The sequence below is a fragment of the Methylobacterium sp. J-092 genome, from assembly GCF_022829325.1.
Lineage (GTDB): Bacteria > Pseudomonadota > Alphaproteobacteria > Rhizobiales > Beijerinckiaceae > Methylobacterium.
In genome coordinates this window covers 23220-36162 of sequence record NZ_JAKSXU010000083.1, presented here as the reverse complement: position 1 = coordinate 36162, position 12943 = coordinate 23220, and the positions used below count along the sequence as shown (strand labels likewise).

The window sequence follows — 12943 nt, the reverse complement described above, 5'->3', positions numbered from 1 at the left end:
TTCGCCGCTGACGTGGCGGACACGCGAGCCGGCGGCCGGCGGGCCGTGATCGCATTCGGCGCGCGCGCGTGCCGAGCGCACGATTCTTGCCCGGCGCCGACGGTCCGAATTCAGATCACAACCAAGGGGATTTGAGATGAGCGGGCCACCCTCTCCCGCAGAGGGGAGAGGGAGGCGCGTGATCCGGACGACGCTCGACCTCTCAGATCGATTCCACGAAGGAGCACATCCGATGGACATCCTCTCCAACCGCTTCAAGGCGGCGCTCGGCCAGGGCCGGCAGCAGATCGGCCTGTGGTGCAGCCTCGCCAGCCCGATCTCCACCGAGGTCGTGGCCGGCTCCGGCTTCGACTGGCTGCTCCTCGACATGGAGCATTCGGCCAACGACCTGCGGGACGTCTACAGTCAGGTCCAGGCGATGATGGAGAGCCCGGCCCACGCCATGGTGCGGGTGCCGAGCGACGAGGCGATCACCATCAAGCGCATCCTCGACACTGGGGTGCAGTCGCTGATGATCCCCAACATCGACGACGCCGACCAGGCCCGCCGCGCGGTGGCCGCGACCCGCTACGCCCCGCGCGGCGTGCGCGGCTTCTCGCAGGCGCCGCGCGCCGCCCGCTTCGGCCGCATCCCCGACTACCACGCCCGCTGCGAGGCCGAGATCTTCGTGGCCGTGCAGATCGAGTCGCGGCGGGCGCTGGACAACCTCGACGAGATCGCCGGCGTGGAGGGCGTCGACGGCGTCTTCGTCGGCCCCGGCGACCTCTCGACCAGCCTCGGCTACCTCGGCCAGCAGAACCATCCGGACGTGGTGGCGATCATCGCGGAGACGATCGCGCGCATCACGAAGGCCGGGAAGCATGCCGGCATCCTCACCGCCAACGAGGATCTGGCCCACCGCTACATCGCCGCCGGCACCCGCTTCACCGCGGTCGGCTCCGACATGGGCCTGCTCGCGCGGCAATCCGAGGCGCTCGCCGCCCGCTTCAGGGGCTGAGCCAGGATCGACCCTCCCCCCTCCGCGGGGGAGGGCGGATGCGCCATTCCGGGAGACACCACCATGAACATCGGATTCATCGGCCTCGGCATCATGGGCGCGCCCATGGCCGGGCACCTGATCGCCGCCGGGCACAGCCTGTTCCTGAAAAGCCGCCGGGCGGTGCCCGAGGCCCTGGTCGCCGCCGGCGGCACGCCCTGCGCCACCGCCGCCGAGGTCGCCGAGCGCGCCGAGGTCGTCATCCTGATGCTGCCGGACACCCCCGACGTCGAGACGGTGCTGTTCGGCGCGGACGGCGTCGCGGCGGGCCTGAGGCCCGGCACGACCGTGATCGACATGAGCTCGATCTCGCCGATCGCGACGAAGGACTTCGCCGCCCGCATCAGGGAGCGCGGCGGCGCCTATCTCGACGCGCCGGTCTCCGGCGGCGAGGTCGGGGCGAAGAACGCCGCCCTCTCGATCATGGTCGGCGGCGACGAGGCCGATTTCGGGCGCGCACAACCGCTGTTCGCGGCCATGGGGAAGACCGTGACCCATGTCGGCCCGGTCGGATCGGGCCAGGTGGCGAAGGTCGCCAACCAGATCATCGTCGCGCTCACCATCGAGGCGGTGGCCGAGGGCCTGCTGTTCGCCTCGAAGGCCGGCGCCGACCCGGCCAAGGTCCGCGAGGCGATCACCGGGGGCCTGGCCACCTCGCGCATCCTCGAGCTGCACGGCAAGCGCATGATCGACCGCACCTTCGATCCGGGCTTCCGCATCGGGCTGCACCAGAAGGACCTGAACCTGGCGCTGGAGGGCGCCCGCGCGCTCGGGCTCAGCCTGCCGGCCACGGCGCTGGCGCAGCAGCTGTTCTCGGCCTGCGTCGCCAACGGCGGGGCGGCCTGGGACCATTCGGCGATGGTCCGCGCGCTGGAGATCATGGCGAACCACGAGGTCGGCGCCGCCTGATCAAGGCTCGATCGATCGATGCTGCGATGGCATCGATCGATCCATCGTTTGGATTGGAAGGTATCGACCGGGCGGACTAATCTGGAAACCTCAAGGAAACCGACCGCGACGGGCACGCATCCGTCGGGCGATCCCGAGGAGGAAACCATGTCGCTGGCGATTCCGGTGCAGAGCGCGACGCGCATGCGCGTGCGCTACCTGATCCTCCTCGTGCTGTTCGCGGTCACGGTGCTGAACTACGCCGACCGCGCGATCATCTCGATCGCGGGCGTGCCGATCGCGCAGGAATTCGGCATCACGCCCGTGCAGATGGGCTACATCCTCTCCGCCTTCAGCTGGTCCTACGTCGCGGCCCAGCTGCCCGGTGGCTGGCTGCTCGACCGCTACGGCACCAAGTGGATCTATGCCGGCGGCGTGTTCTTCTGGTCGTTCTTCACCTTCGTCCAGGGCTGGGCCGGCTTCCTCGGCGCGGGCTCCGCGGTGGCGGTGTTCTTCCTGATGCGGATGCTGGTGGGCATCGCCGAGGCGCCGTCCTTCCCCGGCAACGCCCGCCTCGTCACCGCCTGGTTCCCGGCGGCCGAGCGCGGCAAGGCCTCGGCCGTGTTCAACGCGGCACAATACTTCGCGCCGGTGCTGTTCGCGCCGCTCACCGCCTGGGTGACCCAGAGCTTCGGCTGGCGCTACGCGTTCTTCAGCATGGGCCTGATCGGCCTGGCGATGGTGCTGCTCTGGGTCTGGCTGATCCACGACCCCAAGGACCATCCGAGCGTCACCTCGGGCGAGCTCGACGAGATCGCCCGGGGCGGCGCGCTGGTGCAGGTCGGCGCCGCGCCGTCGGGCGCGACCACGTCGACAGCGCGCGACGCGAAGCCGGTGCGGGCGGGCGCCGCCCCCGCCGCCGGCACCTGGGGAACGATCAAGCAGCTCCTCGGCAACCGGATGCTGCTCGGCATCTACGTGGCGCAGCACTGCATCAACGTGATGACCTACTTCTTCCTGACGTGGTTTCCGATCTACCTCGTCAAGCAGCGCGGCATGTCCGTGCTCCAGGCCGGCTTCACCGCCTCGCTCCCGGCCTTGTGCGGCTTCGTCGGCGGCATCCTCGGCGGCGTGATCTCCGACGCGCTCCTGCGCCGGACCGGCTCGCTCAACATCGCCCGCAAGCTGCCGATCATCGCCGGCATGCTGCTGTCGATGGTGATCATCGCCTGCAACTACGTCGACTCGCATGCCCTGGTGATCGGCCTGATGGCGGCGGCCTTCTTCGGCAAGGGCCTCGGGGCGCTCGGCTGGGCGGTGGTGTCCGACACCTCGCCCAAGGAGGCGGCGGGCCTGAGCGGCGCGCTGTTCAACATGTTCGGCAACACCGCCGGCATCACCACGCCGATCATCATCGGCTATCTCGTCCAGTCCTCGGGCTCGTTCGACACGGCGTTGGTCTTCGTCGGGATCAACGCGCTCGTGGCGATGAGCGCCTATCTCTTCCTCGTCGGCGACATCCGGCGGGTGGAGCTGCGCCGCGCCTGATCGACCGCCGACCGCCGCCAGGGAGCATGCGATGCCAGACGCCGTGATCGAAGCCCCGCCGGTGCCGCCGGCCGGGCCCGCCCTGGGCGACGCCCCCCGCACCATCCGCCTGCACGCGAGCGACAACGTCGCCATCGTCGTCAACGCCTTCGGGCTGCCGGCCGGCACGGTGTTCCCGGACGGGCTGACCCTCGTCGAGTTCGTGCCGCAGGGCCACAAGGTGGCGCTCGCCGCGATCCCCGAGGGCGGCGAGGTCCGGCGCTACGGCGAGGTCGTCGGCATCGCGACGCAGGATATCCCGTGCGGCGCCTGGGTCGAGGAATCGCGCGTGGCCACCCCGACCGCCCCCGCCCTCGACGCGCTGGAGATGGCGACCCGCGTGCCGGCGCCCCTGCCGCCGCTGACCGGCTGCACCTTCGAGGGGTTCCGCAACCCGGACGGCTCGGTCGGCACCAAGAACATCCTCGCGATCTCGATCAGCGTGCAATGCGTCGCCGGCACACTCGACGTGGCGATCCGGCGGATCAAGGCGGAGCTGCTGCCGCGCTTCCCCAACGTCGACGACGTGGTCGGGCTGACCCACGCCTACGGCTGCGGCGTCGCGATCAACGCGCCGCAGGCGGTGATCCCGATCCGCACCCTCCAGAGCCTCGCCCGCAACCCGAATTTCGGCGGCGAGGTGATGGTGGTGGGCCTCGGCTGCGAGAAGCTCGTCTCCGAGCGCCTGCTGCCGGACGGCGACGACGCGCAGGACGGCGGCGTCGTGCGGATGCAGGACGAGCGCCACCAGGGCTTTTCCATGATGCTCGACAGCATCATGGCGATGGCCGAGGCGCGGCTCGCGATCCTGAACCGGCGCCGGCGCGAGACCTGCCCGGCCTCCGACCTCGTGGTCGGCCTGCAATGCGGCGGCAGCGACGCGTTCTCCGGCGTCACCGCCAACCCGGCGCTCGGGTACTGCGCCGACCTGATCGTCGCCGCCGGCGGCACGGTCCTGTTCTCGGAGGTCACCGAGGTCCGCGACGCGATCCACCTGCTGACGCCGCGCGCCAAGACGCCGGCGGTGGCCGAGGCTTTGGTACGCGAGATGGCGTGGTACGACGACTACCTCGCCAAGGGCGAGGCCGACCGGCGCGCCAACCCGTCCCCCGGCAACAAGAAGGGCGGGCTGAACAACATCGTCGAGAAGGCGCTCGGGTCGGTCGCCAAATCCGGCACCTCGGCGATCTCCGGCGTGCTCGCCCCGGGCGAGCGGGTCCGCGAGAAGGGCCTGATCTTCGCGGCGACGCCAGCGAGCGACTTCGTCTGCGGCACGCTGCAGCTCGCCTCCGGGATCACCCTCCAGGTGTTCTCGACCGGGCGCGGCACGCCCTACGGCCTCGCGCAATGCCCCGTGATCAAGGTCGCGACCCGCACCGAGCTCAGCCAGCGCTGGTCCGACCTGATCGACCTCGACGCCGGCCGCATCGCCACCGGCCACGCGACGATCGAGGAGGTCGGCCGCGAGCTGTTCCAGCTCATCCTCGACGTGGCGAGCGGGCGCAAGACGCCGTGGTCCGACCGCTGGGGCCTGTTCAACGACCTGACGCTGTTCAACCCGGCGCCGATCACCTGAGGGTTCCGACGCCACGGAAGGAGCGGACACGCCGCACGCCATGCGCCGTGCCCGCCGGGGAACGAGCGACGGACAGGCCGGGACGACACCGGCCGGGAGGACACGATGGGCGCACTCGATCGCCGGACCCTGCTGGCGCTGGCGGGCGCCGCCGCCACGACGGCGTGGGCCGGGCCTGCGCAGGCCGCCTTCGAGCCGTCCGAGCGCCTGCCCGACCCGGCGATCGAGATCCTCGACCCGTCGTTCGCCCGGTACCGGATCTTCTCGGCGACGGTGGAGCGGATCGCCACGGGCTTTCGCTGGGCGGAAGGGCCGGTCTGGCTCGGCGACATGCGCTGCCTGCTGTTCAGCGACGTGGTCAATGACGCGATCATGCGGTGGGACGAGGCGACGGGCACGACGAGCGTGTTCCGCAAGCCCTCGAACTACGCCAACGGCAACGCCCGCGACCGCCAGGGCCGCCTCGTCACCTGCGAGCACAAATCCCGCCGGGTGACCCGCACCGAGCACGACGGCACGATCACCACCCTGTTCAGCGGGTTCGACGGCAAGCCCGCCAACGCCCCGAACGACGTCGTCTGCCGCTCAGACGGCGCGATCTGGTTCACCGACCCGGCCTTCGGCCCCAACCCCTACGAGGCGATGGCCCAGCCGGAACGGCCGGGCCAGGTCTTCCGCCTCGATCCGCGGACCGGCGAGGCGAGGGTCGTCGTCGCCGACATCGCGGGCCCGAACGGGCTGTGCTTCTCGCCCGACGAGACCAAGCTCTACGTCATCGAATCCCGCGCCCAGCCGAACCGGCTGATCCGGGTCTACGACGTGGTCGGGGACGGCAGCGCGCTCGCCGACGGCCGGGTGCTGTTCGATTGCGGCAGGGGCACCGCGGACGGGTTCCGGGCGGATGCCGACGGCAACCTCTGGTGCGGCTGGGGCATGGGCGCCGATCTCGACGGCGTCCTGGTGATCTCGCCCGAGGGCAGGGCGATCGGCCGGATCCGCCTGCCGGAGCGCTGCGCCAACCTGTGCTTCGGCGGCGCCGACGGCAACCGCCTGTTCATGGCCTCGACCAAGTCGATCTACGCGCTCTCCGTCAACACCCGGGGTGCGGTGCGGTAGGGCCGCCCTACACCAGCTCGAGGATCGCGAGCCGGTCCGTCACGCCGAGGGTCAGCGTCCGGGCCGGGCCGAGCGTTTCCACGCCGACCGAGCCGTCGTCGGCGAAGCGGTGCAGCCGCGCCGCCTTCGGGACGCTCGAGAGGGTGAGGGTCACGCCCTGCGCCGGCGCGTCGGGCCGTGCCCGGCGTTGCACCCGGTCCCAGCCGTCGATCCCGAGCCAGAGCGGCACGAGGACGGCGCCGTCGCCGCGCAGGAAGCGGATCGCCTGGAGGTCGCGCGGGGCCGCGTCGAGGGCCACGTCGAGGGCGGGGCCGGCCACGGCCGGGCCGGCCCGGAACAGGCGCATCAGGTTGGCGACCGCGGAAAAGGTCGGCGTGGCTGAGCCGTCGAAGCGCAGGAGGCCGAACCGGCCTTCCGGGTCGCCCTCGCCTCGGTCAACCGAGGCGGCCAGCTCGTAGAGGTAGGTGCGGCGGATGCCCTGGAGGAAGCTCCACAGCAGCAGGCGGGGCGTGTAGCGCGCCCGCACGGCCTCCGAGACCGGGAAGTGGAAGCTCCGGGTGGCGAGCGCGGTGTGGTAGCCGTTCTCGGTGGCGAGCAGCGGCGCGCGGCCGAAGATGGGCTGAGCGGCGGCGACGAAGCGGCGCAGGTCGCCGTTGCCGGCGTTCTCCGGGTGCTCCATGCCGGGGTAGGGGTGGATGTTGCCGTAGTCGACGGCGTTGGCCAGGGACTCCGCCGCCGCGACGTTGGCCTGGACGTAGCTCGGCCCGGCGACCTTCACCGCGCCGCCGGCGTTGCGTGCCGCCCGGTAGAGCGCGCGCTGGTGCTCGGCCGAGGCCTGCGGGCGGCCGGCGCCGGCGGCGATGTTGGGCTCGTTGCTGCCCTCGGCGATCGCGAGCCCGCCCGCGCTCCAGGCGGCGATGTCGGGCAGGCGCCGGGGCGGCACCAGCGGCCCGACGTCGAGCCCGTCGTAGAAGACGAGGCTGAACCGGTAGCCGGCCCGCGCCAGCTCGGCGATCCGCCGGAACTGCGGCGGCGGCCCCGATGGCGGCTCGCCCGCCGGCAGGACGATGTCGTCGCGCAGGTGCCGGATCCCGAGGGCGTCGAGCGCCGCCGCGCAGCGCGCGAACCGGTCGACGTACGGGGTCCCGTCGTGCCCGAAATGGGTGTTGATCCCGACGGACTGCGCGAAGTCCTCGCTGGGATACGACGGCAGCGGGCCGGCCAGGGCCGGGCGTGCCGCCAGCGCCGACGCGCCCGCCGCCAGCACGAGGCGGCGGGTCGGTCCATGGGGCCTCATCGATCGCACCTCGTCTAAGGCGTCGCGGCCGTGGGCACCGCCTCGGCGCGCGGCGCGGCGGCGGCGACCAGGGCGGCCTTGCGGTTCAGGATCAGCGCGACGCTCCGGCGCAGCGGCGCGCGCAGGAACAGCAGCGCCAGGATCCCGTAGATCAGGATGCCGAGGCCGATCGCCGCCGCGAGGCCGGCGTGGTCGCCGAGCCGCGCGTAGAGGCGATCCTGCGCCAGGAACACGGTGGCGCCCATCGCGAGCGAGCAGGCGAGGATCGGCGCCAGCGAGGCGGCGACCGCCAAGGTGCCGACCGGCACGAACCGGCCGGCGGCCCGCACCACCACGGGCGAGAACAGGTAGGCGCGCAGCACGTGCCCGACGACGAGGGCCGACAGGCCGAACGGCGCCGTCACCAACGAGGCCAGGATCGTGATCGTGAACTGCGCGGCCGACAGGACCAGCGCGGTGCCGGTCCGGTCGGAGGCGGTGAAGATCATCCACAGCATCGAGGTCGCGACGAATTCCGGGCCGAGCAGCGCCAGGATGCGCAGCACCGGCACCGCGTCGCGCCACTGCTCGCCGAAGAGCAGCGGCACGAGGTGCGGCGCCACCACGGCCATGCCGACGAAGGCCGGCAGCGCCAGCACCGCCGACATCGCGACGAAGCCGTCGAAGGCCGCGGCCAGGTCGCGCGGCCAGTCCTGCAGCCGGGCGTAGGTCGGCAGCGCGACCGCCGCGAGCGGGATCACCGCGACCTGGCTGATCAGGTCGATGCAGCGCCAGGCCATGCGCAGCAGGCCGATATCGGCGGTGGAGAGGAAGTAGGCGGCGACCACCTCCTGGCTGCGGATGCTGAGCGTCAGGAGGAGCTGGGTCGAGAACACCCGGGAGCCGAAGGCGAGCTGGCGGCGGGCATGGGCGCGCACGAAGCGCCATCCGGGAAGCCACGGAAACGCCGCCCAGGTCAGCAGCGTCGTCATGCCGGTGGCGAGCAGCCGCTGGATCACCAGGCTCCAGACCCCGAACCCGTTCAGCGCGAGCGCGATCGCCACCGACCCGCCGATCAGGTTGGCGACGAGGGCCCGGATCGCGAGGCTGCGGAAGCCGAAGAGGCGCTGCAGCCGCGCCTCGTGGATCACGCCCGCGGCCGCGATCACGAAGGTGGCGGCGAGCGCCGCCAGCACCGGCTGCAGCTCGGGGATCCGCAGCATCCACGCGATCGGCCACGACAGCGCGACCAGCGCCAGCCCGTAGAGGCAGCCGGAGGCCAAAGCCACCCAGAAGGCGGTGTCGACGAAGCCGTCGTCGAGCCGGTCGGTCTGCACGACGAGGTCGGGCAGGCCGCCCCGCGTGACGATGAGCAGGATGTCGATGAACACGACCGCCACGGCGACGAGGCCGAACTCGCTCGGGTCGAGCAGGCGCGCCAGCACCAGGAACACCACGAAGCTCAGGACGACGTTGCCGATTGCGCTGACGGCGACCCACCCGGCCGCCCGGACGGAGCGGCCGGCCATATCGTCCCGGGTCGCAGCCGCGTCCGGCGCCGCGGCGGACGGGCCGGGCGGGCTAGGCGCCATGATGGATGCCGTGCGCTGGCGACGGTTCCGGCGCGATGCCGCGGCGCTCGGCGAGAAGCTCGGCGTAGAGGTCGAGATACTTCTCGGCGACGCGCTCGGAGGTCGATTCGCGCAGGACGTGCTGGAACGCGCGCTCGTCCGGCAGGCTGGCGCGGCCGCGGGCCAGCACCGTGCGGATGCGGTCCGCGAGGTCGGGCGCGTCGCCGGCGCGAAACAGCCAGTCGACGTTGTCCTCGCCGATCAGCTCGGGGATGCCGCCGGAATCGGCGCCGATCACCGGCACGCCCATGGCGTAGGCCTCGTAGACCGTGCGCGGCGAGGGCTCGGCCCAGAACGAGGGCACGACGAGGACGTCGACCTCGGTGAGGAAGTCCTTTGGGTCGACCCAGCCGACGAACTCGATCGGCAGCCCTTCGGCCTTCGCCTTGAACCGCTCGATCGAGTCGTCCATCGCCTGGCCCGCGATCAGGCAGCGCCAGCCGCCGGAGGCGGGATTCCCTTCGGCGGCGTGCGCGCGTGAGCCGATCTCGGCCAGCGCGTCGATCAGCGTGCCGACGCCCTTCTCGACGTTGATCCGCCCGAGATAGCCGAAGGTCATCGGCTTGGCGCTCCGGTCGACCCGGCGGCGCGCCTCGGGATCGCCGTCCGGCACCGTGCAGGAATAGTAGATCACCCGTCGCCGCTCGGGAGCGAGGTGGCGGAACAGGCCATGGTCGACATGGGTCTGCAGGATCCGGGTGCCGACGCTCGCCACCGCGTCGACCCAGCGGTTGGTCAGCTGCTTGGAGGCGTTCACGACCTTGCAGCCGAGGTGCCAGTGCGTGCACGGCGCGCCGTGCTTGAACATCGCCGCGTTGCCGCAGATCAGGTCGTACTCGCAGACCGTGTGCACGATCGGGATGTCGCGCCGGGCCGCCTCGCGCCAGACCAGCGTCGAGATGTCGAGCAGCGAGTGGGTGTTGACGACGTCCGGCCGGAAGTCGTCGAGCACCCGGCCGAAATCGGCGGCGATCGCGAAGTTCCACTGCTGCTTGAGCTTGGCGGCGTTGCGCGCGAAGCGGCCGTGCTGCGCCCAGTCCTCGAGCCAGAAGTCGTTGTGATGCGCCATGCGGTAGACCGTGACGCCGTTGCGCACGGTCTTGGGCTCGGCCTGCCGCTCGATGCAGGCGGCGGCGACCGTGTGCCCGAGGCCGGCGAGCTCCTCGGCCAGATGCTCGACGGACCGCTCGGCGCCGCCGACGATATGGGGCGGATAGAGCGAGCTAAGGTGCAGGATGCGCATGGCGCCTTGATCCTTGAGGCGTTGATTCTCGAGGCGTTGACCCCTGGGACGTCGATCCTTGGGACGCCGATCCGTGGGCGACGGCGGGCTCACGGGCGAGGAGGCTGCGGTAGAGGTCGAGGTAGCGGGTGGCGACCGCCTGCGGCCGGGTTCCTTCGGCGACCGCGGCGGCGTTGCCGAGGCCGGTCGCGAGGCGGGCGGGGTCGGCGACGATCCGCGCCATCGCGGCGGCCAGCGCCGCCGCGTCGCCGGGCGGCACGAGCCAGGCGGGATCGTCGGTGCCGACCTGCTCGGCGATGCCGCCGACGGCGGTGCCGATCACCGGCACGCCGCGGGCGTAGGCCTCGGCCACCGTGCGCCCGAAGGCCTCGGGCCAGACCGGCGGGACGACGAGGCAGTCGATGCCGTCGAGGAAGGCGTCGGCCGCGACGAACCCGTCGAAGGCGACGGGCAGCCCGGCGGCGAGGCCTTCGTAGCGGTCGAGCCCGTTGACGGCGCGCCCGGCGACGCGCAGCCGCCAGCCGGTGCCGGGCAGGCGGCGGCAGGCCTCGATCAGGGTGTCGACGCCCTTCGACGGCTCGATCCGGCCGATGTAGCCGAACGTGACTTCGCCCGAGGGGAGGGCGCGCGGCGCCGGCGGCGGCCCCGCCTCGATCGGGTTCCAGATCACCTGCCGCAACGCGGCCGGCACGTCGCGGAAGAACCCGGCCGCGAGGTGGCGGGCGAGGATGTCGCTGCCGACACCGACCACGGCGTCGACCGGCCGCTGGCAGAGCCGGTGCAGGAGCGCGTAGGCGCGGCACTTGGCGTGCTGCCGCTCGCAGGCGCGGCCGTGCCGCACCATCGCGCCGTTGCTGCACAGGCTCGTGAAGTCGTGCAGCGTGTGGACGACCGGCACCCCGAGCCGGCGCAGCATCGGCCAGATCCGCGGCGTCAGCTCCGACATCGAGTGCGTGTTCACCACGTCGGGCGAAAAATCCCGCACCGCGGCCTCCATCGCGGCGAGCGTGCGCCCGTCCCACTGCGCGGCGAGCTTGTAGCGCAGGCGGTCGAGCCGCCCGTGCTCGGCCCAGTCGAGGACGTGGAACGGCGTGCCGTGGCCGAGGCGGTAGATCGTCGCCGCGCCCGACCGGTCGGGCGGCTCCGCCCGGCGCGACAGGCAGGCGACGCCGACCTGCGCCCCGAGACCCGCCTGCATCCGCACGAGGGTCTCCACCATCAGCTCCGCCCCCCCGACCTGTTCGGGCTGATACAGCGATGAGAGGTGGAGAATACGCATCTGATCAATCTGACGGTGCTAGATCGACCCTAGTCCGGGGTTATTGCCAGTCGATGAAGCGCATCCTGCTCAACATGCCGAGCCAGTTCGGCGGCAAGCCGTCCGGCGTCGCCCGCGTCGCCTTCGCGCTGATCGGCGAGCTCGTCCGGCGGCCCGACGTCGCCGTGGTGCTGCGCTCGCCCTGGACCCGGGCCGAGCTTCCCGCGGCGTGGCGCGACGCTGTCGCGGTCGTGACGGTGCGCCGCCCGCGCATCGTGGTCCTCGACGTGCTGGCCCAGCTCGTCACCGTTCCGGCCTGCTGCCGGCGGCACGCCATCGACGTGGTGCTGAACATCGACCCCTACGGCGCGGGCGCCGGCGGGCGAGCGCGCATCGTCGTGGTCCACGACCTGTACTTCCGCACGATCCCTCAGAGCACCGGCCCGCGCGAGGCGCTCACCACCGACTGGATCTTCCGGCTGATGCTGGCGCGCAACCACGCCGTCGTCGCCGTCTCGGACGCGACGCGGCGCGACCTGGAGCAGCATTACCCTGCCGTCCGCGGGCGCGTCCGCGTGATCCCCTCGGCTTCCGTGCTCGACCCTGCGGCCCTCGCCGTCGGGGCGCCCGCGGAGGTCGCCGGCCCCTACGTGCTCGCCGTCGGGAACGCCACGCACAACAAGAACTTCGGCCTGCTCGCCGAAGCGGTGGCCTCGATCGCGCACGCCCATCCCGATCTCGCCGTCGTCCATGTCGGCGAGGACCCCGCCGACGCCGTCGCCGGGACGCTCCGGCGGCTCGGGGCGGCTTCCCGCGTGGTCCGCCTGTCGCGCATCGACGACCAAAGGCTCGCCGCGCTCTACCGCGGCGCGCTGTGCCTCTGCGTCCCGTCCTTCGCGGAAGGCTTCTGCCTGCCGGTGCTGGAGGCGCAGGCGCTCGGCTGCCCGGTGGTGTGCTCGGACCGCTCCGCGACGCCGGAGGTCGCAGGGGAGGGCGCCCTGACCTTCGATCCCACCGATGCCGGCGCCCTGGCCGCCTGCCTGCGCCGGCTGATCGAAGAGCCGGCCCTGCGCGAGAGCCTGGTCGCGAAGGGCCGGAGCAACCAAGCCCGCTACACCTGGGACGCCACCGCCCGCGGCTACGCCGACCTCCTCGACGCCGTGCTCGCAGGCGCCGACCCGCCGCCGCGCCCACTCTGAGGCCGGCGCGGCCGGCGGCGGGCCGGAACCGCGCGCCGAGCCGCTTCAGCATAGTTAAGATTTACCAAGCGGGCGAATTCAGCAGTCTTTGCGCTGTCGGCAGGCCTTTGAGCCGTCGATATTTCTAAAAGTG

General features: G+C 72.1%; 10 protein-coding genes. 6 read left to right on the top strand and 4 right to left on the bottom strand.

Features of this window, described 5'->3' with window-relative positions; translation table 11 throughout:
* The first annotated feature begins 232 nt into the window (after positions 1-232).
* From MKK60_RS09970 to MKK60_RS09950, 5 genes are all read left to right on the top strand, one after another.
* Positions 233-997, top strand: a complete 765-nt coding sequence (locus MKK60_RS09970; protein WP_243985435.1) for an HpcH/HpaI aldolase family protein — start codon at positions 233-235, stop codon at positions 995-997.
* 63 nt (positions 998-1060) lie between these two features.
* Positions 1061-1945: a 2-hydroxy-3-oxopropionate reductase gene (locus tag MKK60_RS09965; protein ID WP_243985433.1), complete on the top strand. Its 885-nt coding sequence runs from the start codon at positions 1061-1063 to the stop codon at positions 1943-1945.
* A 147-nt stretch (positions 1946-2092) separates the two neighbouring features.
* On the top strand, positions 2093-3472 hold the full coding sequence (locus MKK60_RS09960) for an MFS transporter (protein ID WP_243985431.1): 1380 nt from the start codon (positions 2093-2095) through the stop codon (positions 3470-3472).
* Positions 3473-3503: 31 nt separating this feature from the next.
* Positions 3504-5087, top strand: a complete 1584-nt coding sequence (gene garD, locus MKK60_RS09955) for a galactarate dehydratase (protein WP_243985429.1) — start codon at positions 3504-3506, stop codon at positions 5085-5087.
* 105 nt (positions 5088-5192) lie between these two features.
* Positions 5193-6203, top strand: a complete 1011-nt coding sequence (locus MKK60_RS09950; RefSeq protein WP_243950386.1) for an SMP-30/gluconolactonase/LRE family protein — start codon at positions 5193-5195, stop codon at positions 6201-6203.
* A 7-nt stretch (positions 6204-6210) separates the two neighbouring features.
* On the opposite strand, the gene MKK60_RS09945 is transcribed toward MKK60_RS09950, so the two are convergent.
* Genes MKK60_RS09945 through MKK60_RS09930 form a run of 4 tightly spaced genes read right to left on the bottom strand, consistent with a single transcriptional unit; the run spans position 6211 to position 11632 of the window.
* Positions 6211-7500 carry a hypothetical protein gene (locus MKK60_RS09945; RefSeq protein WP_243985426.1) on the bottom strand — a complete coding sequence of 430 codons (1290 nt, stop codon included), beginning with the start codon at positions 7498-7500 and terminating at the stop codon, positions 6211-6213.
* Positions 7501-7514: 14 nt separating this feature from the next.
* On the bottom strand, positions 7515-9008 hold the full coding sequence (locus tag MKK60_RS09940; RefSeq protein WP_243985424.1) for a lipopolysaccharide biosynthesis protein: 1494 nt from the start codon (positions 9006-9008) through the stop codon (positions 7515-7517).
* A gap of 52 nt (positions 9009-9060) precedes the next feature.
* A complete protein-coding gene (locus MKK60_RS09935; protein WP_147843926.1) occupies positions 9061-10353 on the bottom strand; it encodes a glycosyltransferase family 4 protein in 1293 nt (430 codons plus the stop codon).
* Entirely contained in the window at positions 10334-11632 is a 1299-nt protein-coding gene (locus MKK60_RS09930) for a glycosyltransferase family 4 protein (protein WP_243935765.1), read from the bottom strand. Before MKK60_RS09930 ends, MKK60_RS09935 begins: the two co-directional genes overlap by 20 nt.
* Before the next feature lie 53 nt (positions 11633-11685).
* Here MKK60_RS09930 and MKK60_RS09925 point away from each other — a divergent pair, with 53 nt between their 5' ends.
* Entirely contained in the window at positions 11686-12810 is a 1125-nt protein-coding gene (locus MKK60_RS09925) for a glycosyltransferase family 4 protein (RefSeq protein ID WP_243985421.1), read from the top strand.
* Positions 12811-12943: the final 133 nt, after the last annotated feature.